This window comes from Methylobacterium sp. WL1 (assembly GCF_008000895.1).
In the GTDB taxonomy this organism is placed as follows: Bacteria; Pseudomonadota; Alphaproteobacteria; order Rhizobiales; family Beijerinckiaceae; genus Methylobacterium.
In genome coordinates this window covers 120,108-143,448 of sequence record NZ_CP042823.1, presented here as the reverse complement: position 1 = coordinate 143,448, position 23,341 = coordinate 120,108, and the positions used below count along the sequence as shown (strand labels likewise).

Below are 23,341 nucleotides of genomic sequence, written 5' to 3'. Positions count from 1 at the left end.
ACCGCAGCGCACCGACGGAAAGCGTCGTGGCTGTGCCGTACAACCCCGGCCGAACCTTCGGCAAGAGCGGCATCACGGGTTAGATAGGAACGCCGTGGGCGTGTGCGAAGGCGGTGAGCGCCGGGCGCAGGGAATCGCCGTCGTGCATCCGGGCCATCTCGGCGTCGATCAGCTCCGACACGGCGGCCGCATCGAGGCTGAGCACCATCGCCTTGACCGGGCCGATGGCGGCCGGCGACATCGACAGGCTGCGGTAGCCGATGCCGATCAGCGCCATCGCGTCGAGCGGCCGGCCGCCGATCTCGCCGCAGACCGTCACCGGGCAACCGGCCGCGTTGGCCCGCTCGGCGATCAGCCGGAACGCCCGCAGGGCCGCGACGCAGAGCGGGTCGAACCGGTCGGCGACCCGGCGGTTCTCGCGGTCGACCGCGAACAGGAACTGCATCAGATCGTTCGAGCCGACGGAGAGGAAGTCGGCTTCCTTCGCGATCTCGTCGATCTGGAACAGCAGCGAGGGCACCTCGACCATCGCACCCAGCCGGCACTCGGTGGGGAGCTGGTAGCCGTGGCGGCGCAGATAGGCCTTCTCGCGTTCCACGATGCCGCGGGCGCGGACGAACTCGTCCACGGTGGCCACCATTGGGAACATGATCTTGAGCGGATCGCCGTCAGCGGCCTTCAGGAGGGCGCGCAGCTGCATCCGCAGCAGGGCCGGCCGGTCGAGGCCGATGCGGATCGCCCGCCAGCCGAGCGCCGGGTTCTCCTCCTCGAGCTTGGCCATGTAAGGCAGGATCTTGTCGCCGCCGATATCGAGCGTGCGGACCGTCACGGGCTTGCCGGCGGAGGCCGCAAACACCTTGCGGTAGAGCTCCTGCTGCTCCGCGGCCGACGGCATGCGCTGGGCCACCATGAACTGCAATTCGGTGCGGAATAGGCCGACGCCCTCGGCGCCGGTCTCGTGCAGGTGGCTGAAATCGACCAGCAGGCCGGCATTCAGCTGCAGGCCGACGCGAACCCCGTCCCGGGTCTGGGCCGGGACGTCCCGAAGGGCCCGATACTGCTCCTGCCGACGGGCGCGCAGCCGCACCATCTCGGCATAGGCCGCCTCGACCTCGGGGCCGGGCCGGACGTGGATCTCGCCGGCCACGCCGTCGACGATGATGGCATCGCCGGCATCGCACAGGGCGGAGGCGTTCTCGACTTCGCCCACCGCCGGGATGCCGAGCGCCCGGGCCACGATGGCGACGTGGCTGGTGGGACCGCCCTCCTCCAGGACGATGCCGCGCAGCGTCGAGGAATCGTAGTCGAGCAGCGCGGCCGGCCCCATGGTGCGCGCCACCAAGATGGCGTTCTCCGGCAGGATGACGGCTCCACCGGCCTCCGGACCGATCAAGGTGCGCAGCAGCCGGTTGGCGAGGTCGTCGAGGTCGTGCAGGCGCTCGCGCAGGTACGGGTCCGCCTGGCGCATCATCCGGGCGCGGTTGTCCGACTGCACCCGCTCGACGGCGGCCTCGGCGGTCAGGCCGGAGGCCACGGCCTCACGCATCCGCCGGAGCCAGCCCTTGTCGTGGGCGAACATCCGGACGGTCTCCAGCACCTCGCGCGATTCGGCGGTGCCGATCCGGTCGCCGCGTTCGACCAGCGCGTCGATGGCGGAGCGGACCTCCTCGATCGCCGCGTCGAGCCGCGTGACCTCGCGCTCGACGTTCTCGGCGATCAGCGTCTTCACCACCACGCGCGGCTCGTGAAGCACGACGTGGCCGAGCCCGATGCCGTCCGCCAGCGCGATGCCGCGGGCGACGACCGGGCGGCGAGCGGCGGTGCCGGCATCCGGCGCCAGGCCCTCCAGCTCGCCCGAGGCGATCATCTCCGAGAGGACCATCGCGGTCGTCTGGAGCGCCTCGATCTCCTCCTCGGAATAGACCCGGTAGGTCTGGTTCTGGACGGTAAGCACGCCGAGCGTGTTGCCGGCCCGCAGCAGGGGCACGCCCAGGAACGCGTGATACGCCTCCTCGCCCGTCTCCGGCCGATAGGAGAAGGCCGGGTGGTTCTGCGCGTCCGAGAGGGAGAGCGGTTCGGCGGTCCGGGCGATCAGGCCGACGAGGCCCTCGTCGGCGTTCATGCGCGTCTGGTGGACCGCCTCGCGGTTCAGGCCCTCGGTAGCGAACAACTCGAGGGTGTTGTCGTCCCTCAGGACGTAGACCGAGCAGACCTCGGCCACCACGTTAGCGGCGATCAGGACGACGATGCGGTCGAGGCGTGCCTGGGGACTGACCGGCTCCGCCATCGCTTCGCGGAGGCGGCGCAGCAGCAGGCGCGGGCCTCCGGGCGCAGCGGGCATCGATTCGTCGTTCCAACGTCGGCGAGCGGCCTTGGCGTCGACCACCCTGCAACCTTGGCGCCGACTGGGAAACGTCCGGCGCCGGATGGACCGCGCCGCGAGCCCCCGGAAGATCTCCGGGTTCGGCGGAAAGGCCCGTGACTGTTCTAGCTCAAGACACCCGATCCGCTGATGAGACCCCGACCGCTCGCCATGCGAGTGGACGTGATTCCAACCCCTTACCTGATCTCTTGTTTCAGCGCGCCCTCGTCCACCGAGCCGACGTTCCGGTCAGGCCGTGGGCGCTCTCGTCGAGAACCCCCCAGGCTCAGGCCTGATCCAGGCCGTATAGCGAGTGGAGCGTGCGCACGGCAAGCTCCGTATAGGCCGCATCGATCAGCACGGAGAACTTGATCTCCGACGTGGTGATCGCGCGGATGTTGATGCCCTTTTCGGCCAGAGCCCGGAACGCCTTGGCTGCGACGCCCGCGTGGCTGCGCATCCCGACGCCGATCGCCGAGACCTTGACCACGTCGGTGGCCCCTTCGATCTGCGCGTAGCCGATCTGCGGACTCGCCTGGTTGAGGATCGCGCGGGTGCGCTCGTACTCGGCGGCCGGCACCGTGAAGGTCATGTCGGTGGTCGACTGGTCGCCCGACACGGTCTGGATGATCATGTCGACGTTGATGTTCGCGTCGGCCAGCGGCCCGAAGATGGCGGCGGCCACGCCGGGGCTGTCCTTGACCCGGCGCAGGGTGATCTGCGCCTCGTCCCGGGAGAATGCGATCCCGGTGATGATCTGCTGTTCCACGATGTCGTCCTCGTCGCAGATGAGGGTGCCCGGGCGCGCTGCGTCCGGCGGATCGAAGGAGGACCGGACCGTGGTCGGCACCCGGTGGACCATGGCGAGTTCCACGGAGCGGACCTGCAGGACCTTGGCGCCGAGCGACGCCATCTCCAGCATTTCCTCGAAGGTCACGCGCTCCATGCGCCGGGCCTTCGGCACGATGCGCGGATCGGTGGTGTAGACCCCGTCCACGTCCGTGTAGATGTCACAGCGCTCGGCCTGGATCGCGGCTGCCACGGCCACCGCTGAGGTGTCCGAGCCGCCGCGCCCGAGGGTCGTCACCCGGCCGGTCTCGGCATGGATGCCCTGGAAGCCGGCGATAACCGCCACCTCGCCCTTCGCGAAGCCCGCCTCGAGGTTCTTCGGGTCGATCTCGGCGATGCGGGCCGAGCCGTGCGCATCCGAGGTCAGCACGGGAATCTGCCAGCCCTGCCAGGAGCGGGCCTTGAGGCCGTCCTTCTGCAGGGCGACCGCCAGGAGGCCCGCGGTCACCAGCTCGCCCGAGGCCACCACGGCGTCGTACTCGCGCGGGTCGTAGAGCGGGTTGGCGTCCTTCACCCACTCGACCAGCTCGTTGGTCTTGCCGGACATGGCCGACACGATCACGGCGACCTCGTAGCCGGCCGCGACCTCGCGGGCGACGTGGCGGGCCACGTTGCGGATGCGGTCGAGCGTGGCGACGGAGGTGCCGCCGAATTTCATCACCAGACGGGGCATGATGGTTCTTCGCGGGTTCCCGGCGGCGACTGGGGACGAACCGCCCTGGCGGGTCCCGGACAGTGCCCGGCGGGTACAAGCGGCTCGTTGAGGTGTCAACAACCGGCCAAGCATGGAACCCGCCAAGCACGGTGCCGGCGCGCCGCGGCGACGGCCCCGGGGCAGCCGTGCTATGGCGGCCCGGATATGCCGCGTCGGCCGCCCCGATCCGGACCGCCCGGCGACGGCCTGGCGTTCGGGCATCGCAGGCGGACCGCCGGCCTCGACGGAACGGATCGCGCATGGACAGGGCAGCCACGAACCCCGGGACGGACGGCTTCGTCGATCGCGGCGAGGTCGCGCGCTTCGACGCGCTCGCCGCGACCTGGTGGGACGAGGCCGGGCCGATGCGGGTGCTGCACCGGTTCAACCCGGTGCGCCTGGCCTATATCCGCGACGCGCTCTGCCGCCGGTTCGACCGGGATCCGCAGGCGCCGTTCCCCCTGGACGGCCTGACGCTGTGCGATGTCGGCTGCGGCGGCGGCGTGCTGTCGGAACCCCTGGCCCGGCTCGGCGCCACCGTGACCGGCCTCGATCCCGCGGAACAGAACATCGCGGTGGCCCGCGCCCACGCCGCGGCCGGCGGCGTGCCGGTGGATTATCGCGGCGAGACCATCGAGACGGTGGTCGCGTCCGGCCAGATCTTCGACGCCGTGCTGATCATGGAGGTGGTGGAGCACGTCTCCGATATGCCGGCCTTCGTGCGGACCGCCTGCGCCGCCGTGAAGCCTGGCGGGATGCTGTTCGGCGCGACCCTCAACCGGACCCTGCGCTCGTTCGGGCTCGCCATCGTGGGCGCCGAGTACGTGCTCGGCTGGTTGCCGCGGGGCACGCACGATTGGGAGAAGTTCGTGACGCCCGACGAGTTTCGCCGCGCCATCCAGGCGGGTGGCCTCGACGTCACCGACACGATCGGCGTCGCCTACAATCCCCTGACCGACGGATGGCGCACCAGCCGGGACAAGGCGGTGAACTACATGGTCGCGGCCGAGCGCCGCGCCTGAACCGGAGCCTCCGCGCGCGGTTGAGACCGCAGCGGAGGCCCGAACCATGCTCGAAAAGATTCCCCACGCGCTCGGCGCGGCCCTGTCCGGCCTCAAGGCCGGGATGGAGAAGACCGCCTTTCACGCGGATTTCGCCGACGTCCCGGAGACGCTGACGCTGACGAGCCCCGCCTTCGCGGACGGTGCCGAGATCCCCGTACACTACACCACGGACGGGCCGGGCCTCTCGCCGCCCCTGGCCTGGAGCGGCGTGCCGGCGGGGACCGGCACGCTGGTCCTGCTGGTCGAGGATGCCGGCAGCCCCACGCCGCAGCCCCTCGTTCACCTGATCGTGTGGAATGTTCCGCCCTCGGTCGACAGCCTCGACGAGGGGGCGCTGGCGAGCCCCGACCGGGCTGGCACCCCGATGAGCCTCGGAAAAAACAGCTTCTTGCAGCCCGAATGGCTCCCGCCCGATCCGCCGAGCGGCCATGGACGCCACGCCTACCTGTTCCAGATCTACGCGGTTGGGAGCGTGCTCGACCTGCCCGACAGCCCTGGTCGGGGCGCCGTCCTCGACGCGATGCGCGGGCGGGTAATCGGCAAGGGCCAGCTCGCGGGTGGCTATGCCCGCCCCTGAACCGGACCGATCGATGGGCGGGGATTGGACCGGCCCGCGGCTTCGTTTGCGTTGTGCCGCAGGGGGCGCCGGGCTAGTGAGTCGACCAGATACCGCGTGCGCGCACAAGGACTTCCGCCGCGTGCGTGGACCTGGATTTCCCCTCAGTTTCGGAGCGTGACCGGTGGGCTTGGATGCGCGCGCGCGGCGGAAGGACACGGACATCGTCGCCCGCGCCCTCGCGGCGTCGAATGTCGGGACCTGGGAATGGCGGATCGCCGACGATGTCGTGCGTTGCGATTCCGTCGCCGCTACGATGCTCGGCATCCCACGCTCGGCCACCGGCCACGGCACGACCTACGCGCTGTTCTTCGAACGCGTCCATCCGCAGGACCGGCAGCGGGTCGGCGCGATCGTCAAGAACCTCCAGCGTCACGGTGGGCTGTACGTCGCCCAGTACCGCACCGTGCTGACGCCGGACGACGTCCGCTGGGTCCTGGCGCGCGGCCGCTTCGTGGTGAGCGCGGACGGGATCGTGAGCGAGGCCCGCGGCATCGTCATCGACGTGACGGAGAGCAGCCGCGACGGCTTCCTCGACGAGTCCGCCTTCTGCGCGATCGATGCGCCCGGCAGCGGGATCGACCGGGTGGCCGAGCTGGCGCTGGCGCTGTTCAACGTCGCCGAGGGCCTGGGCGAGTCGGATTTCGTCCGGCTGAAGCCCCTGATGGACGCGCTGCTGCACGAGATCGGGCGGCAGCTGGTCGAAAGCCCCGCGGTCCCGGCTGCCGACAGCGTCCATTGAGGCACCGCGGCTTCCACGCCTCGCCTGCCTGCCTCACCTGCCTCACCTTTGCCTGCGACGCCTTGCCTTGCGGTGGCGAATCCTGATATGGCGGCGCCATCCCGCGATGCGTGTTTCGTGATCGCTGGACGCGACCCCGCGTCCCGCCTCGCTGACACGTTCCCGATCCCCCGTGAATGGACGGCCCCGCCCGGGCTCGAGAAACCGATGAAGATCCGTAATTCCCTCAAGTCCCTGCGCGGCCGTCACCGCGACAACCAGCTCGTGCGCCGCAAGGGCCGGGTCTACGTGATCAACAAGACCCAGAAGCGCTTCAAGGCTCGCCAGGGCTGAGGCCGTCTGCCCGGCTCCGGCCGGGTATCGGAGCGACGTCCCGTCAGGCCGTGCTCGGTCTTTCGGGAGTGTGCAGATCGTCACGCGAAAGCAGCCGCGCCCGGCCGGGCCGCGGCTGCTTTCGCGTGCGCGGCACCGCGGCACGTTGACGAGCGCGACACCCGCGCACACTCTACCGGCATCATGCCGACACGCTTCATCGCCGCCCTGGTCTGCCTGCCGGTTCTGGCCGCGACGCCCGCCGACGCGGCACCCGATGCCATCCGGCCCGGCCGCGCCGCGCCGGAGGTCAAATCGGCGCCCGAGGCCAAGCCGGCGCCGAAGCCGGTGAGCCTCGATGACCTGTTCACCCGCCTGCGCGCCAGCGAGGATCCCGCCGAGGCGAAAGGCATAGCGAAGCTCATCGAGCGCCGTCTCGACGCGTCCGGCAGCCCGACCGCGGACCTGCTCACCGATCGTGCCCGGCAGGCCATCTCGGCTCACGATTTCCCCCTGGCGGCCGAGCTGATGGACCGGGTCACCGCCCTGGAGCCGAACTGGTCGGAGGGGTGGAACCGCCGCGCCACGGTGTTCTGGCTTCTGACCGATAAGGACGACGCCATCGCCGACCTGCGCCGGGCACTGGTTCTGGAGCCGCGCCATTTCGAAGCCTGGGCCGCCATGGGCAGGATCTACGAATCCCTCGATGACAAGGCACGGGCACTTGCGGCCTTTCGCCGGGCGCGGGCGCTGTATCCCAAGATGGAGAAGATCGGCGAGGCGGTCGACCGCCTGGCCCCGGAGGTTGACGGCCGCGACCTTTGAGCCGCGTGGCCGGACTGCTCCTCACGCTCCTCGCCCTCCCCTTCGCGATCCTGGGCCTGGTTCTCGGCCTCAGCGCGCTCGCGAGCCTCGTGATCGACCTGAAGGTCGGGGCCGCGAACCCGCCCGCCGGACCCTTCGTCGAGGTCGCCGGCGGGCGTCTGGCGACGATCCAGGCCGGTCCGGCGAACGGCCGGCCGGTGGTCCTGCTGCACGGTGCCTCGGCCAACGCCTCCGATCCGATGGAGGGTATCGGCCGCCGACTGGCAGCGGCGGGCTATCGGGTGATCGCCTTCGATCGGCCGGGCTTCGGGTGGAGCGACCGGATCGACGGCGGCGAGGCGGCGGCGCCCGCGATCCAGGCCCGGATCATCGCGGAGGCGCTCGACCGAATGGGCGTCGGCCCGGCGCTGGTGTTCGGGCATTCCTGGGCCGGAGCCCTGGCCCTGGCGCTCGCCCTCGACCATCCGGCGCAGGTCTCGGGCCTTGTTTTGGCCGCTCCGGTCGCGATGCCGATGCCGTCGCGGATGCTGGTCCTGCCTTGGTACTGGCGTCTCGCCATCAAACCGCCCGTGGCCTGGCTTCTCAGCCGCACGATCGGGGCGCCCGTCGCCCAGTATTTTCTTCCCGAGACGGCCAAGCGGGTCTTCCTGCCCCAGTCGGAGACACCCGGATACCCGGAGCTCGTCCGGGCCCCCCTCGTGCTGAGACCCGGGACGCTGCTCGCCAACGTTCAGGATCTCGTCGGCCTGCCGGCCGCCCTGGCGGCTCAGAGCCCGCGCTACGGTGACCTGCGCGTTCCGACCCTGGTGATATCCGGCGATGCGGACCCGATCGTCCGCAGTGAGAGCCAAGCGGTGCCTCTGGCGAAGGCGATCCCAGGCGCTCGGCTCGTGCTCCTGCCCGGGATCGGTCACATGCTCCACTTCGTGGCGGCGGAGCGCGTGACCGACGAGATCGTCCGGTTCGCGGGTGAGCAACGGCGCGAGGCTGCGCCGCTGCTCAAGAATTAGGACTCACGCCTTCTCGGCGTGCTCCCGGGTGATGAAGGTTAGCCGCACGAGGTTCGTGGCCCCAGGGGTGCCGAACGGCAGGCCCGCCACCACGATGACCCGGTCGCCCACCGCGGCGAACTTCTCGCGCACGGCGAACTTGGCGGCGCGGAACGACATGTCGTCCACGTCGCTGGCATCCTTGGTGACGATCGGGTGCGTGCCCCAGGCGAGGGCCAGGCGCCGGGCGGTCTCGCGCCGGGGCGTGAGAGCGATCACGGTGGCGTTCGGGCGCTCGCGCGACAGCCGCAGGGCCGTCGAGCCCGAATTGGTCCAGGCCATGATCGCGTCGAGATTGAGCGCGTCGACCATCTGGTGGGCGGCCGCCGCGATCGCGTCAGCCGCGGTCTCGTCCGGCGTCGCGCTCTGCGCCCGGATGATCGACCAGTAGACCGAGTCCCGCTCCACCTGCTCGGCGATGCGGTTCATGGTCTCCACGGCCCCGACCGGGAAGGCGCCCGAGGCGCTCTCGGCGGAAAGCATCACGGCGTCCGCACCCTCGTAGACCGCGGTGGCCACGTCCGAGACCTCGGCGCGGGTCGGGACCGGCGCCGTGATCATCGATTCGAGCATCTGGGTCGCCACCACCACGGGCTTGCCGAACCGGCGGGCGCTGCGGGTGATCCGCTTCTGCACGCCGGGGACCTGCTCCAGCGGCATCTCCACGCCCAGATCGCCGCGGGCGACCATCAGGCCGTCCGAGATCTCGATGATCTCGTCGAGCCGGGTCAGGGCCTGCGGCTTCTCGATCTTGGCCATCACCAGGGCGCGCCCGGCGCAGACCTTCTTGACCTCGGCTACGTCTTCGGGACGCTGGACGAAGGAGACGGCGATCCAGTCGGCGCCGGCGTTGAGGCCGGCATCGAGGTCGGCCCGGTCCTTCTCGGTCATCGCCGGCACCGGGATCACCGTGTGGGGCAGCGACACGCCCTTGCGGTTCGAGATCTTCCCGCCGACCTCGACCCGGGTCACGGCCCGGTTCTCCGAGGTCTCCAGCACGGTCAGACGCAGCTTGCCGTCGTCCAGCAGGATGGCGTGGCCGGCCTCGAGCGCCTCCAGGATCTCCGGGTGCGGCAGGTGGCAGCGGCTGGCATCGCCGGGCGTGGGATCGCCGTCGAGCACGAAGGTCGCGCCGGTCTCGATCATCACGGCGCCCTCCGCGAAGGTGCCCAGCCGAAGCTTGGGGCCCTGCAGGTCGACCAGGATGCCGATCGGGTGCTTGGCCTCGCGCTCGATCGCCCGGATCACCTCGACCTTCTCGGGCAGCTTCTCGCGTGGCAGGTGGCTCATATTGAGCCGGAACACGTCCACGCCCGCCCGGAACAGGCGTTCGATCATCTCCGGCGAGTCCGAGGCCGGCCCAAGGGTGGCGACGATCTTTGTACGGCGCGAGCGTTTCAAGCGGGATCCTCCGGGTATTCCGCGGCGCTCGTCTCGGGGTTGGACCCGGACGGCGTCGGTTCGTTGGGTGCGGGTGTAGGCATCCCGCCCGGGGCAGCGTCAAGGGCGCGACGGCATCCTCAAGGCTTGGCCGGCGCGTCCGCCCGGTTGGGATCGGTGAGCTGGATCGTCCAGCTCTTCTGCTCGCCGGTATCGACTTCGAAGAAGCCGTTCCGGTCGTAGCCGCGGGCAAGGCAATCCTCGACCCCGCGGATCGTGAATTCCGAGTCGCGGGTGCACATCAGCGAGCGCCCGCTCCACTCGCCGCCGCGCGTGTAGTCGACGGCGAACACGTAATAGAAACGCGCCGCCAGCGCCCCCTTCAGGAGCGTCTCGCAGGCCTTCGGGGCCAGATCCCACCAGCCCTCCGTGACCCAGCCCTGCGGATCACGGTAGCCGAGCGAGATGCCGACCTTGCTGGCGGTCTGGTTGCACAGGCGCAGGTCGGCCTTCGCGGGGCCGGCGCCGAAGAGCGCGATGCCGAGCCCCAGGATCACCGGCACGGCGGCCGGCGAACCGGTCGCCCCCCTCAAGAACCTACCCGACGAGGATGATGCGGCAATCGTTGACATTGGTACGGGTCGGACCGGGGTTCACGAGGTCGCCAAGAGCCGCGAAGAACGCGGTCGAATCGTTCTGCTCCAGCATCGCGGCCGGGTCGAGGCCGGCGGCGCGGGCGCGATCGAGCGTCGTCGGGTCGACCAGGCCGCCGGCCGGATCGGTGGCGAGGCCGCGTCCGCCGTCGGTGCCGTCGGTGTCGGCGCTGATCCCGGAGATGCCGGGCGCGCCGTCCAGCGCCACGGCGAGGGCCAGGGCATATTCCTGGTTCGGGCCGCCATGGCCCTCGCCCCGGATGGTGACGGTCAGTTCCCCCCCCGAGATCAGCGCGACGCGCTGCCCGGCCGCTTTGTAGCGCTTGGCCTCGCTCGCGTGCACGGCCGCCACCTCCCGGGCCTCGCCTTCGAGGTCGGCGCCCAGCATGATCGGCTCGTAGCCCGCGTCCCTTGCCGCCTGGGCGGCCGCCTCCAAAGCGTCGATCGGCCGGGCGATGATGCGGTACTCGGCCCGGGCGAAGGCGGGATCGCCGGCCTTGGGGGTCTCGTTGTTCGGGTCGTTCAGGAGCCGGACGGCCGTCTCCGGCAGCGGGATGCCCCGGCGCTCGCAGATGGCGCGGGCATCCGCCAGGGTCGAGGGATCGGGCACGGTCGGGCCCGAGGCGATCACCGCCGGATCGTCGAACGGCACGTCCGAGATGGCGAGCGTCAGGATCCGCCGGGCGTTGCGGGCGGCCATGGCCAGCCGGCCGCCCTTGATCCGCGAGATGTGCTTGCGGACGGTGTTGATCTCGCCGATCGGGGCGCCGGAGCGGAGCATCGCCCGGGTGATCGCCTGCTTCTCGGCGAGCGTCAGGTCCCCGGCCGGCGCGATCCAGTTGGCGGAGCCGCCGCCGGACAGGAGCACCAGAACCTCGTCGTCCGGACCGGCCTCGGTGGCGAGCCGCAGGGCCTCCTGGGTCGCGGCGATGCCGGCCTCGTCGGGGACCGGGTGTCCCGCCTCGACCATGTGGATGCCCGGAGCGTCCTGTCCGTAGCCGTGCCGCGCCACCGCGAGGCCGACGATGCGGTCGTCACCGAGCCCGTGCTTCTGCCGGTAGAACCGGCTGGCCACCGCGCTCATGCTGCCGGCCGCCTTGCCGGCCGCCAGGATGATCAGGCGTCCCGGGCTCGGTTCCGGCAGGTGCGCGGGCAGGCACAGGTCCGGATGGGCGGCCCGGATGCCGGCGGTCAGGAGGGCTTCTAGGAGCGCGCGCTGCTCGGCGGGGGCGGCGATAGGCGGGACGGTTTCGGACATGGCGTCGGACGGGCTCCTCACAGGATGTTCTTGCGTGCGATCCCCGCCCACGCATTGGTGGACGGCGGGCCCGTTTCTTGCCGTGAGCGCACGTTGTTTGGTAGGCATCTCGCCTCGTCAGGTGATCTGCCCGAGCCGCCGCCCCACGGCAAGCGCGATCGGCGCCGTCCCACAAATCCAACCCTCGGAGCCCCGTGACCCGTCCGGAAACTGAAGCGCGCGCCGACGCCCCGCACCCGTGCGAAATCCTACCCGGAGATCCCGCCTGCGGGCTGATCATCGCGTGCGATCATGCGTCGAACTTCGTGCCCCCGGACATCGAGCTCGGCGTGCCGGAATCCGAGTTCGCCCGGCACATCGCGTACGATATCGGCGCCGCCGCGGTGACGCGCGGGCTCGCGGCCCGGCTGAACGTGCCGGCGATCCTGACCAACTTTTCGCGTCTGATCATCGACCCGAACCGCGGCCGGGCCGACCCGACCCTTGTGATGCGCCTCTCCGACGGCGCCGTGGTGCCGGGCAATGCCCGCATCGACGAGGCCGGCAAGCAGGCCCGGATCGCGCGCTTCTACGCGCCGTTCGATGCAGCCATCGACGCGGCGATCGCGGCGGCCCAGGCGGCCGGGCGTCCCCCGGCGATCCTGACCATGCACAGTTTCACGCCCTACTGGCGCGGGACGGCACGGCCCTGGCAGGTCGGCATCCTGTACGACCGGGACGAACGCCTCGCCCGGCCGCTGATCGAGGCGCTCGCGGCCGATCCGGCCGGGCTCACCGTGGGCGACAACCAGCCTTATGGCGGCGGCTTGCCGGGCGATACGATCGACCGCCACGCCACCGCGCGCGGCTTGGCCAACGCCCTCGTGGAGATCCGCCAGGACCTTATCGCCGGCCAGGAAGGGCAGGAGGAATGGGCCGAGCGCTTCGCCCGCATCCTGCGTCCGCTGATCGGAGCTTGATCGCGACGCCGGCGATCCCGAGATGCGTGCGGCCGTCCTCAACCGGAAAGCGTTCCACACCATGCCCGAGATCGACCCGCAGACCCAGACCGAACTCGAAGCCGCGGTGTTTCGACGGCTCGTGTCGCACCTGCGCACTCGCACCGACGTGCAGAACATCGACCTGATGAACCTGGCGGGCTTCTGCCGGAACTGCCTGTCGAACTGGCTCAAGGATGCCGCCGACGAGACCGGCGTGCCGCTCACCAAGGACGAGAGCCGCGAGGCCGTCTACGGGATGCCCTACGGCGAGTGGAAGGCACAGCATCAGACCGAGGCGAGCCCCCAGCAGCAAGCGGGATTTTCGGCTTCCCAGGCCAAGGATCACTGACCGGGCGAAAGGGACGGCGAGAATCGGCTAAGCTTCCGGTAAGTTCGGACCGTTAACCACCGGTCCAGGGCGCACCTGCGCCGCGCATCCCGGAGAGCCCCATGAACGCCCATTCGATGCCCACCGCAGCAGCCCAGCGGCCCGGTGGCGACGTCTCGTCCTCCGAGGGCGTGGCCGCCGACGAGCTTAAGCAGTTCATCGAGCGCCTGGAGCGGCTCGAAGAGGAGAAGGCCGGCATCATGGGCGATATCAAGGAGGTGTTCGCCGAATTGAAGGGCCGGGGCTTCGACGCGAAGGCGGTGCGGACGATCATCAGGATCCGCAAGCAGGATCACAGCGAGCGCCAGGAGCAGGAGGCGATCCTCGAGCTCTACATGCAGGCGCTGGGCATGGCGTAGTCCTGCCGCCGATCCGGACCCCGGTTCGGCCAAGGGATGAGATTGGAATGCGAAGGGCCGTACCCCGCCGGGTACGGCCCTTCGTTTACTCCATGATATGCCGGTCGGAGGTCAGTGGCCGCCCGAAGCGTGCGTCTCTTCGACCAAGCCGAGCGTCCGGCCCGGATAGCCGGCGGCATCGAAATATCGGGTCTCGCCGACCGTCTGGTAGTTCAGCACCGTCACGATGCCGGCGGCGTCCGGCTCCGAGCGGCGGGTATGCGTCTGGGCTGTTGGGCGGGCACCGTTGACCATCGCTTCCGTCAGGACGCGGCCGACCAGCTTGCCCTTGTCGGAGATGTCCAGGTTCAGAATCTGCGCGATGGTTTTGCCGAGGTCGGCGTTGCTCGCCGGGATGTCGCTGTCCAGGCCGCCCCGGAAGCTCGGCCCCACGGCGCCCATGACGTTGCGGGTGTCGGAGCGCGCGAAGCTGCCGTGCATGCCCTGGCCCTGCTGAAGCGTGGTGTCCGATACCTCGACGCCGCAGGTCGTGGGATCGACGCAGCCCGTGGTGAAGCTGCGGAAGTTCACCACGATCGCGGGCATCGGCGTCAGGGCCGAGCCGTCGAGGGCGATGGCCGAGAGCGGCAGGGTCCCGGGGATGGCGCCGAGCGCGTCGCTGACGAACAGGCCGCTGACGTAATCCTGGCGGGACAGCGCCGCGACGACCTTCCGGGCGAGCGCGGTGTCGCCGTTCGGCACGTAGACGAGGTCCGAGCCGCCATTGGCCGCCACCACCACGTCGGGCTTGGCCGGATCAGTGCCGATCAGGCCGTTGGCGCGGCTCGGGAACGTCCCGGCCTCCACCTTGGCGCCTTTGGCGTCCGGGTCGAACAGCGTAAGCCCGAGGTCGTGCGCCAGGTCGATGGCGAGGAACCCCGGGGGCAGTTGCCGGGCCGGCACGCCCTTGTAGGTTTGCCCAGCGGCGAAGCTCGACGCGCTCTCCTTCGAGATGGTCGAGAAGCCGTGATCCGAGGTTAGGACGATGTCGGTGGTCTCGGCCAGCCCTTGCTCGAGCAAGGCGGCCTGGAGGGCGGCGAGGTTGTCGTCGGCGTTGTGGATGGCGGCCAGGCTCGTCGGCCCGTTGATGCCGGGCACCAGCCGCCCGAGACTGTCGCCCTGGTTGTGCTGCGTCCCGTCCGGATCGCGCGACCAGAACACCAGCACGAACGGCTGCTGGCGGGTCTTGAACAGCGGCAGCACCGCCTTGGTGGCGACCGCGGTGAAATAGGCCTGCTACTCGACATTGGCCGCGACTGTACCCGGCGTCTCGGCGGTGCCGGCCTGACCGTTCGCGCCCCGAGCGGGCGCCTGGGCCGGCAGGCCGACCTCCGTCAGGCGGGCGCGGATCGCGTCGCCCAGCGGGATGCCGCCGGCCCGGCCGGTGCTGTCGTCGATATGGATGTTGGACTGGCCGGAACGCTCGGTGTGATCGAAGACCAGGGATGGTCCGAGCTTGCCGATGCTGGCGGTGGAGAACCCCTTGGCGCGGGCGGCCTTCAGGATCGTTTCCTCGTTGAGGTAATTGCCGGCGAAATGCTCGTCGACATCGCCGAGCACGGGGTCGCTCTCGAGGAACGGGGTCAGGCTGTCGCCGGCGCCGGGCACCGGGAAGGCGGTGTAGATCGTGTTCCCGAACTGGCCGGTATCACCGAGCATGTGGCCGGTCGCCATCGCGGTGGCGTTCGGCATCGTGAAGGTCGGGAACATCGAGTGCGAGTTGGTGAAGCGCACGCCGGTCTTCATCAGCCGGTCCATGGTCGGGGTGTTCTGCGCATTCACCATGCCCGCCCTCAGGCCGTCGGCCACGAACAGGACGACGTTGTGCGGCCGCGTCTCGGCGCGAGAGGCGCCCGAGGCGCACAACCCGACGAGGCCTGCAATGACGACGCGACGCATGACGAATCTCCGACCGTACCGGCCAGCGGCGTGGCCGGGGAACATCACAGCGCCATGACAGGCGCGGGCCCGGCGGCGCCGGTCCGGTCCGGGGCATTGCTCCCGATATGGGCACGGAGACTTTCGGATCGCGCAGTCGCGGCGCCCAAGATCGCCGGAAACACGTAGAGCGCGGGGTCTTAATCCGAACCGGTCCGATCCTTCCAGGCGGAGGAACCGGAGGATAAATGCTGAGGACCGGGTTTCTTCCACAGACAACGTCCGACGTCGCGTAACGCCGTCGCCGAGACCTTGACGGTAGCGAGTTCTTTCCTGAAAGAGTGAGTAACCGCATCCGGTATGCCACATTGAAGGGCAGCCCGCGGACGCTCGAACGCTCTTGAGACGCAGCCTTCACGGGCCTGTCGACTGCAGGCGCGCAGCGGATCCAACACGATCGACATGCCAGACCGGGATGCGCCGATGCGGACGCGGCCCGCGACGCGCTTGGGAGAGGAAACGATGATCCTGACGAAACGCTCTCTTGTGGCCGCCCTGCTCGGTGCCACCGCGCTCGGGCTGATGCCGGCCCAGGCCGCCGACCCGATCAAGATCGGGCTCACCGGTCCCTACACGGGGGGCTCCTCCTCGATGGGCGTCTCGATGCGCGACGGCGCCAAGCTCGCCGCCGCCGAGATCAACAAGAACGGCGGCGTCCTGGGCCGCCAGATCCAGCTGATCGAGCGCGACGACGAGGCCAAGAACGAGGTCGGCGCCCAGGTCGCGCAGGAGCTGATCAACAAGGAGAAGGTCGTCGCCACGGTGGGCTTCATCAACACCGGCGTGGCGCTCGCGGCCCAGCGCTTCTACCAGGAAGCCGAGATCCCGGTGTTCAACAACGTCGCCACCGGCACGGTCATCACCAACCAGTTCAAGGAGCCGGATTACGACGTGAACTACGTCTTCCGGAACTCGGCCTACGACGTGCTGCAGGCCGGCATGATGGTCGATGAGGCCCTGGCGCAGAACTTCAAGAAGATCGCGATCCTGGCGGACTCGACCAATTACGGTCAGCTTGGCCGCGAGGACATCGAGAAGTACCTTGCGACCAAGGGCGTGAAGCCGGTCGCGGTCGAGAAGTTCAACATCAAGGACGTCGACATGACGGCCCAGCTGCTGAAGTCGCAGCAGGCCGGCGCCGACGTGATCCTCGCCTATGGCATCGGCCCGGAGCTGGCTCAGGTCGCCAACGGCATGGCCAAGCTCGGCTGGAAGGTGCCGATCATCGCGTCCTGGCCGGCCTCGATGCAGAGCTTCATCGATATCGCCGGCACCAACGGCAACGGCGTGATCATGCCGCAGACCTTCATCGAGGATAAGACGCTGGCCAAGCGCGCGTCCTTCCTCGACGATTACTACAAGACCTACGGCGTGACGAAGATTCCGACCCCGGTGGCCGGTGCCCAGGGCTACGATTCGGTCTACCTGATCGCGGCGGCGATCAAGCAGGCCGGCTCGACCAACGGTCCGAAGATCCGCGAAGCCCTGGAAGCCCTGAACACAAAGGTCGAAGGGGTGGTGACCACCTACGATCACCCGTTCACCGCCAAGGACCACAACGCGATCTCGCGCAACATGGTCGTGTTCGGCAAAGTCCAGGACGGCAAGATCGTCTACGCCAAGCCGGACGACGCCAAGAACGCCGGCGTCGTCCGCGTCAAGGAAAAGTCCTCGAACTGACGCGCGCGGACCCGTGCCCTTCGGCATGGGTCCAGACGACGGGCAGCTGAGCCTGCACGGCCGGCTGCCCGCCTGCCCCGTGACGCCTGGGACGGCTTCGACACCATGACAATCTTCCTTCAGCTCGTCGCCTCGGGGGTCGCGGTCGGCATGATCTACGCCGCCATCGCGTTCGGCTACCAGCTCACCTTCGCCACCTCGAAGACCCTGAATTTCGGCCAGGGCGAGGCTCTGGCGCTGGGCGCGCTGTTCGGCCTGACGCTGGCTCCGTTCACCGGCTACTGGCTGATGATCCCGCTGGTGCTGGTCTTCGGCTTCGCCCTCGGCGCCGTGGTCGAGCGGCTCGCCGTCCGTCCGGCGATCAAGATCAAGTCCGAGTACGGGTGGATCATGGCCACCATCGCTCTCGGCATCATATTCCGGAACCTCGCCGAGAACATCTGGGGGCGGGACGATCTGAAGTTCCCCTCACCGCTGCCCGACGCGGCGGTGGAGGTCGGTGGCGTCCGCGTCCTGCCGATGGAGATACTGATCGTGGCCGGCGCACTGCTGATGATGCTCTGTGTCGAGATCTTCAATCGCAAGTCGATCTGGGGGAAGGCGGTCGTGGCCACCTCCAACGACATCGACGCCGCCGGCCTGATGGGCATCAACACCAAGCGGATCATCACCCTCTCCTACTCGATCAGCGCCATGACGGCGGCCTTCGCGGGCGTGCTCGTGGCCCCGGTGACGCTCACTGGGGCCACCATGGGCGCGGTGCTGGCCCTGAAGGCGTTCGCGGTGGCGATCATCGGCGGGCTGGAATCCGGCCTCGGCGTGATCGTCGGCGGCCTGATCCTCGGCGTCGCGGAGACGCTGACCGGCTTCTACATCTCGACCGGCTACAAGGACGTGCCGGGCCTGATCCTCCTCCTCGTTGTGCTCTCGATCCGCCCGGTCGGCCTGTTCGGCAAGGCCGTGATCAAGAAGGTCTGACATCTATGGCGCAATCCGCCCTCGCGCCCGCCGCCGCCGGTCACGCGCCGGCCCCGAACGCCCGCGGCCTCGGCCTCGTCGGCGCCGTGCTGCTGGTCGTCGCCCTCGTGGCGTTCCCGCTGGTGGTGACGAGCACCTATTACATCCACCTGCTGACCGTGATCGCGATCTACGCGATCCTGATCCTCGGCCTCGATATCGTGGTCGGCTATACCGGCCAGGTCTCGCTCGGCCATGCCGGCCTGTTCGGTATCGGAGCCTACGCGGCCGCGACGCTGTTCCTGCACTTCAAGATCGGCATCTGGCTCGGGCTTGTCGCGGGCGTCGGCGTAACGGCGGCCTTCGGGGTCCTGCTGGCGGTTCCGGCGCTGCGGGTGACCGGGCCGTATCTCGCGATGGTCACGCTGGCCTTCGGCACGATCATCCAGATCTTCATCAACGAGCTGACGCCAATCACCAACGGCCCGCTCGGCATCACCCTGCCACCGGCCCGGGTGCTCGATTTCTCGCTGATCGGCATGCAGGCCCCCTGGGGGGCGGCCGGCCGGAAGCTCGAATTCTACTATCTCGTCTGCGCCGCGCTGCTGCTCACGATCCTGGTGGTGAACCGGGTGGTGCGCTCGCCCTTCGGCCGGGCCTTCGAGGCGCTGCGCGACTCGCCGATCGCCTGCGACTGCATGGGCGTCAGCGTCTACCGCTACAAGGTCTACGCCTTCGTGGTCTCGGCAGCGCTGGCCGGCCTCGCCGGAGCGCTGTTCGCCTGGTCCGAGCGCTACGTCGCGCCGAACTCCTACGGGTTCGAGCTGACGGTGCTGTTCCTGCTGGCCGTCACCATGGGGGGCCGCAAGTCACGCTCGGGCCCGCTGATCGGCTCCGCGATCATCGTGATGATGCCCAACATCCTGGCCGATATCGAGCTGGTCCGGATCATGGCCGGGATCATCGCGGCAGCCGCAATCATCGTCGGCGCACTTGCCTTCATCCGCAAGCAGCCGAACCGCTACGCCATCCTGGTACCGGTGGTGCTGTGCGTGCTGTTCCTGCCGGCGACCCTGGCGCTGCAATCGGTAACCGATTTCCGCCTGACGGTCTTCGGCCTGATGATCCTGTTCGTGGTCTACTACCTGCCGGACGGCATCGTCGGCTTCCTGCGCCAGACGATCCCGGCCCTGCGCCCGGCCCACACGGCCGAAGGGCGCGACCTCGCGGCCAGCGGTGCGGCGCTGATCGCCCAGCGCGGCGATGCGGGCGGGGACGCGCTGCTCAAGGTCGAGCAGGTCCTGATGCAGTTCGGCGGCCTGAAGGCGCTCGCCGGGATCGACCTCACCGTGAAGCCCGGCACGATCCACGGCCTGATCGGGCCGAACGGTTCGGGCAAGAGCACGATGATGAACGTGCTCACCGGCATCTACAAACCCACGGCCGGCTCGGTGACGCTGGCGGTGGCGGGCGGCCGGCGCATCGACGGGCGCACGCCCTCCGAGATCGCCCTGTCTGGTGTCGCCCGCACCTTCCAGAACGTGCAACTCTTCCATGAGATGACCGCGCTGGAGAACGTGCTGGTCGGCCTGCACCACACCTTCCGGGGCACGATCTTCGACGCGATCCTCGGCACGCCCCGCCGTCGGCGCGAGGAGCGCGAGGCCCGGGCCCGCGCCATGTCGATCCTCGACTTCATGGGCTTGAGCGCCCTCGCCCAGGAGGAGGCGCGCAACTTGCCCTACGGCAAGCAGCGCCTCCTCGAGATCGGCCGCGCGCTGGCCCTAGACCCCGTGCTCCTGCTGCTCGACGAGCCGGCTGCCGGCCTCACCGCGCCCGACATCGCGGACTTGGTGGCGATCATTCGCAAGATCCGCGACGCCGGCATCACGGTGATCCTGATCGAGCACCACATGGATGTCGTCATGGGCCTGTGCGACCGGGTCAGCGTCTTGGATTTCGGCCACAAGATCGCCGAGGGCGGTGCGCGCGAAGTGCAGCAGGATCCCAAGGTGATCGAGGCCTATCTCGGCGCCCCCGACGACATGGGCGGCAGCAGCCCGGAGCACGCCCATGCTTGAGGTCTCCGATCTTCACGCCGGCTATGGCCAGATCGAGGTCCTGCACGGCCTCACCTTCCAGGTGCCGAAGGGCCAGGTGGTGACGCTGATCGGCTCCAACGGCGCCGGCAAGACCACCACCATGCGGGCGCTCTCGGGCATGATACGGCCGCGTGCCGGCACCATCCGGCTCAACGGTCGCGAGATCGGCGGCCTCGACAGCCACGACGTCGCCCGCGAAGGCCTCGCGCATTCGCCGGAGGGCCGCCGGGTGTTCCCGACGCTGTCGGTCGAGGACAACCTGACGCTCGGCGCTTTCCCGCGGCTGACCGGATCACGGCCGAAGGGCGATGTCGCGGCCGACCGCGAGCGGGCGTTCAGCCTGTTCCCGCGCTTGAAGGAGCGGCGCACCCAGCTCGCCGGCACCCTGTCGGGCGGCGAGCAGCAGATGCTGGCCATGGGCCGGGCCCTGATGCTGCGCCCGGAGATTCTCCTGCTGGACGAGCCGTCCATGGGGCTGGCGCCCAAGCTGGTGGAGGAGGTGTTCCGCATCATCCGCCAGCTCAAGGAGGAGCGTGTGACGATGCTGCTGGTCGAACAGTTCGCCATGGCGGCACTCGGCGTCGCCGACCACGCCTACGTGCTGGAGAACGGACGCATCCGGTTCCAGGGGCCGGCCGCGCAGCTCAAGAGCGATCCGGCGGTGCGCGCGGCCTATCTCGGCGGCGGTCATTGAGCCAGACAGCCACCTGAAACGACGACGGCCGTGATCGTTTCCGATCATGGCCGTCCGGCTGGCTTGTCGGGCCGGCTTACATCGACTTGGGCTTGGCCCGGGTGAGCAGCTTGCGGTTCACCAGAACCTCGGCGATCTGCACCGTGTTGAGGGCGGCACCCTTGCGCAGATTGTCGGACACGCACCAGAAGTTCAGGCCGTTCTCGATGGTCGCGTCCTCGCGGATGCGCGAGATGTAGGTCGCATCCTCGCCGGCCGCCTCGTGCGGGGTCATGTAGCCGCCGTTCTCGCGCTTATCGACCACAAGCACACCGGGGGCGGAGCGCAGGATCTCCGTGGCCCGCTCGGCCGAGAGCGGACGCTCGAACTCGACGTTCACCGCCTCGGCATGGCCGATGAACACCGGCACGCGCACGGCGGTCGCCGTCAGCTTGATCTTCGGGTCGAGCATCTTCTTGGTCTCGGCGACCATCTTCCACTCTTCCTTCGTGTAGCCATCCTCCATGAACACGTCGATGTGGGGGATGACGTTGAAGGCGATCCGCTTGGTGAACTTGCCGCCTTCCTTGATGTCGCCGGCGGTGAAGACAGCGCGGGTCTGGTTGAACAGCTCGTCCATCGCCTCCTTGCCGGCGCCCGAAACCGACTGATAGGTCGAGACCACCACCCGCTTGATCGTGGCAGCCTCGTGCAGGGGCTTGAGGGCGACGACCAGCTGGGCGGTCGAGCAGTTCGGGTTGGCGATGATGTTGCGCTTGGTGAAGCCCACGACCGCGTCGGCATTCACCTCCGGCACGATCAGCGGCACATCCGCGTCGTAGCGGAACGCCGACGAGTTATCGATCACCACGCAGCCCTGCTGGCCGATGCGGGGCGACCACTCCTTGGAGGTCTCGCCGCCCGCCGACATCAGGCAGATGTCCGTGTCGGAGAAATCGTAGGTGTCGAGGGCTTTGACCTTGAGCGTTTTGTCGCCGAAGGAGACTTCCTGACCCTGGCTGCGGCGCGAGGCCAGCGCCACGACCTCGTCGGCGGGGAAGGCCCGCTCGGCCAGGATATCCAGCATCTCACGGCCCACGTTGCCCGTGGCGCCTACGATGGCGACCTTGTAACCCATCTCTCGTCTCCGCGCGGAAAGCCCCGGCTGATCCGGGTGCCGCGCTCCTGCCAGCAAAATCGGCCGAAGGATCGTTCGCGCCGAAGGGGCACCCGCCGAACGGGCACGGCCGCGAACACCCACGAGGTGGGTGTGGCAGCCGCGTCGAGCAAGGCGCCGATGGCGCGGGGCTGTCAAGACTAGCGACCGCGGTGCAAGGATCGATTCACCCTGTGGCGGGAATGCCGGGCATGACACCCGCTTGGAGGGTGGTGATCAACCTCGTGCAGCGATGATCGGGGGCGGCCGAGACTTCCGGCCGAGCCTTTCGGCCAAGATCCTGCGGCCGTCCGCACGGGGCATCATGCACGCCGACGATCCGAGCCGAGATAGGGAGCGCTCGCCCGAAGAGCCCGAAGGCCGCCGCAAGCTCTCGCTGGCCGGTTTGGGCCTGCGCCTTGTCGTGGCCTCGGCGATGATCGCTACACTCTACCTCTATGCGCGGCCGGCAACACCCGTGTCTCCGGACGCCGTGGTCGCGGTCCGGCCCGAAGCACCCTTCGTGCCGTCGACCCCCGCCGCGAAGGTTCCCACCGTGGCGGCGCCCGCCCGTTTCGGGCTTGCGGAACCCGGGATCGATCCGGTCCGGATCACCCCCGGCCGGATCGACCCCTCAACCGGCCTTCGCGAGGATGCGCTGACGCGCGGCGCGTTCGAAGCCCTCGAAGCCCCGGCGCTCCGGGTTACGCTGATCCGCGGCGCCGCCGCCCGGGCGGCAACGGGTCTGTTCATCCTGATGGCCCGGCGTGCCGCGGGCGGCCCGGCCACCGACGGGCCGGCGCTGGCGGTGGTCCGGACCGGCCCGGGCGGCCGGATCGTCACCAAGTTCGGTGTGGTGGAAACGCTGGAGGTGACGCTCGGAGGGCCGACACGCCGGACCTGCACCGGCTTCGTCACGCGCGACCGAGCGTTCCGGCTCGACGGCTGGCTCTGTGCACCGCTCGGTCATCCCCCCGAAACACGCGCCCTGGGCTGCATGATCGACGCGCTCAGCCTCGACGATCCGGCGGATCCCGATGCGACCGCGGCTTTCATGGCGCCGCGCCCCGACCGCGGCTGCAGCGTGGCGACGATGGCCGACGCCTCCGATCCGACCGGTTCGCTCGGCCATCGGCGGTCGCACACGAAAAAATGAGGCCATAATACGGCAAATCGAAGAAGCTCGGCCATTTTGGCGGAACCACAGCCCCACTCAAGCGTCGTTCTATCAAAGGCGGCGAACTGTTAAGCTTCGGTCGCCATAC

Annotated in this window: 20 protein-coding genes and 1 pseudogene; 14 read left to right on the top strand and 7 right to left on the bottom strand. The window is 69.3% G+C overall.

Annotation, left to right across the window (positions count from 1 at the left end; translation table 11 throughout):
* Positions 1-79: 79 nt before the first annotated feature.
* Entirely contained in the window at positions 80-2,341 is a 2,262-nt protein-coding gene (gene ptsP / locus FVA80_RS00940; RefSeq protein WP_147908209.1) for a phosphoenolpyruvate--protein phosphotransferase, read from the bottom strand.
* A 307-nt stretch (positions 2,342-2,648) separates the two neighbouring features.
* Positions 2,649-3,884 carry an aspartate kinase gene (locus tag FVA80_RS00935; protein WP_147908210.1) on the bottom strand — a complete coding sequence of 412 codons (1,236 nt, stop codon included), beginning with the start codon at positions 3,882-3,884 and terminating at the stop codon, positions 2,649-2,651.
* A gap of 281 nt (positions 3,885-4,165) precedes the next feature.
* Between FVA80_RS00935 and ubiG the strand changes: the two genes are divergently transcribed.
* The 6 genes from ubiG to FVA80_RS00905 all read left to right on the top strand — a co-directional run bounded on the left by ubiG (position 4,166) and on the right by FVA80_RS00905 (position 8,474).
* Entirely contained in the window at positions 4,166-4,927 is a 762-nt protein-coding gene (ubiG, locus tag FVA80_RS00930) for a bifunctional 2-polyprenyl-6-hydroxyphenol methylase/3-demethylubiquinol 3-O-methyltransferase UbiG (RefSeq protein ID WP_147908211.1), read from the top strand.
* 46 nt (positions 4,928-4,973) lie between these two features.
* On the top strand, positions 4,974-5,546 hold the full coding sequence (locus FVA80_RS00925; protein ID WP_147908212.1) for a YbhB/YbcL family Raf kinase inhibitor-like protein: 573 nt from the start codon (positions 4,974-4,976) through the stop codon (positions 5,544-5,546).
* A 163-nt stretch (positions 5,547-5,709) separates the two neighbouring features.
* Positions 5,710-6,327 carry a PAS domain-containing protein gene (locus FVA80_RS00920; protein WP_147908213.1) on the top strand — a complete coding sequence of 206 codons (618 nt, stop codon included), beginning with the start codon at positions 5,710-5,712 and terminating at the stop codon, positions 6,325-6,327.
* 207 nt (positions 6,328-6,534) lie between these two features.
* Positions 6,535-6,660: a type B 50S ribosomal protein L36 gene (gene ykgO, locus FVA80_RS00915; RefSeq protein WP_003601867.1), complete on the top strand. Its 126-nt coding sequence runs from the start codon at positions 6,535-6,537 to the stop codon at positions 6,658-6,660.
* Between the two features lie 180 nt (positions 6,661-6,840).
* Complete coding sequence (locus FVA80_RS00910) at positions 6,841-7,464, top strand: tetratricopeptide repeat protein (RefSeq protein ID WP_147908214.1); 624 nt, start codon at positions 6,841-6,843, stop codon at positions 7,462-7,464.
* A complete protein-coding gene (locus FVA80_RS00905) occupies positions 7,461-8,474 on the top strand; it encodes an alpha/beta hydrolase (protein ID WP_147908215.1) in 1,014 nt (337 codons plus the stop codon). Before FVA80_RS00910 ends, FVA80_RS00905 begins: the two co-directional genes overlap by 4 nt.
* A 3-nt stretch (positions 8,475-8,477) precedes the next feature.
* Here the strand turns inward: FVA80_RS00905 and pyk are convergent, their stop codons facing one another.
* The 3 genes from pyk to FVA80_RS00890 form a co-directional block, all read right to left on the bottom strand.
* A complete protein-coding gene (pyk, locus tag FVA80_RS00900; protein ID WP_147854294.1) occupies positions 8,478-9,914 on the bottom strand; it encodes a pyruvate kinase in 1,437 nt (478 codons plus the stop codon).
* 119 nt (positions 9,915-10,033) lie between these two features.
* Positions 10,034-10,525 (bottom strand): DUF1036 domain-containing protein, encoded by a 492-nt coding sequence (locus tag FVA80_RS00895; protein WP_246692219.1) that lies wholly within the window; start codon positions 10,523-10,525, stop codon positions 10,034-10,036.
* Positions 10,491-11,804, bottom strand: coding sequence for a glycerate kinase (locus FVA80_RS00890; RefSeq protein WP_147908216.1), 1,314 nt, complete (start codon positions 11,802-11,804; stop codon positions 10,491-10,493). Before FVA80_RS00890 ends, FVA80_RS00895 begins: the two co-directional genes overlap by 35 nt.
* Before the next feature lie 194 nt (positions 11,805-11,998).
* Here FVA80_RS00890 and FVA80_RS00885 point away from each other — a divergent pair, with 194 nt between their 5' ends.
* The 3 genes from FVA80_RS00885 (at position 11,999) to FVA80_RS00875 (ending at position 13,531) form a co-directional block, all read left to right on the top strand.
* Entirely contained in the window at positions 11,999-12,763 is a 765-nt protein-coding gene (locus FVA80_RS00885; protein WP_147908217.1) for an N-formylglutamate amidohydrolase, read from the top strand.
* Between the two features lie 61 nt (positions 12,764-12,824).
* Positions 12,825-13,133, top strand: a complete 309-nt coding sequence (locus tag FVA80_RS00880; RefSeq protein WP_147908249.1) for a DUF1244 domain-containing protein — start codon at positions 12,825-12,827, stop codon at positions 13,131-13,133.
* Between the two features lie 116 nt (positions 13,134-13,249).
* Positions 13,250-13,531, top strand: coding sequence for a DUF2312 domain-containing protein (locus FVA80_RS00875; protein WP_187193696.1), 282 nt, complete (start codon positions 13,250-13,252; stop codon positions 13,529-13,531).
* Between the two features lie 111 nt (positions 13,532-13,642).
* On the opposite strand, the pseudogene FVA80_RS00870 reads toward FVA80_RS00875, so the two are convergent.
* Positions 13,643-15,469 (bottom strand): annotated as a pseudogene (locus FVA80_RS00870) (alkaline phosphatase family protein).
* A 561-nt stretch (positions 15,470-16,030) separates the two neighbouring features.
* Between FVA80_RS00870 and FVA80_RS00865 the strand changes: the two are divergent.
* From FVA80_RS00865 to FVA80_RS00850, 4 genes are all read left to right on the top strand, one after another.
* Positions 16,031-17,188, top strand: a complete 1,158-nt coding sequence (locus FVA80_RS00865) for an ABC transporter substrate-binding protein (protein WP_187193695.1) — start codon at positions 16,031-16,033, stop codon at positions 17,186-17,188.
* 105 nt (positions 17,189-17,293) lie between these two features.
* A complete protein-coding gene (locus FVA80_RS00860; protein WP_147908219.1) occupies positions 17,294-18,166 on the top strand; it encodes a branched-chain amino acid ABC transporter permease in 873 nt (290 codons plus the stop codon).
* A gap of 5 nt (positions 18,167-18,171) precedes the next feature.
* Positions 18,172-20,226: a branched-chain amino acid ABC transporter ATP-binding protein/permease gene (locus FVA80_RS00855; protein WP_147908220.1), complete on the top strand. Its 2,055-nt coding sequence runs from the start codon at positions 18,172-18,174 to the stop codon at positions 20,224-20,226.
* Entirely contained in the window at positions 20,219-20,941 is a 723-nt protein-coding gene (locus FVA80_RS00850) for an ABC transporter ATP-binding protein (RefSeq protein ID WP_050732417.1), read from the top strand. Before FVA80_RS00855 ends, FVA80_RS00850 begins: the two co-directional genes overlap by 8 nt.
* Positions 20,942-21,017: 76 nt before the next feature.
* Here the strand turns inward: FVA80_RS00850 and FVA80_RS00845 are convergent, their stop codons facing one another.
* Positions 21,018-22,058 carry an aspartate-semialdehyde dehydrogenase gene (locus tag FVA80_RS00845; protein WP_147908221.1) on the bottom strand — a complete coding sequence of 347 codons (1,041 nt, stop codon included), beginning with the start codon at positions 22,056-22,058 and terminating at the stop codon, positions 21,018-21,020.
* A 343-nt stretch (positions 22,059-22,401) separates the two neighbouring features.
* On the opposite strand from FVA80_RS00845, the gene FVA80_RS00840 reads away from it, so the two are divergent.
* Positions 22,402-23,232, top strand: a complete 831-nt coding sequence (locus FVA80_RS00840) for a hypothetical protein (RefSeq protein WP_246692218.1) — start codon at positions 22,402-22,404, stop codon at positions 23,230-23,232.
* The last annotated feature ends 109 nt before the right edge of the window (positions 23,233-23,341 follow it).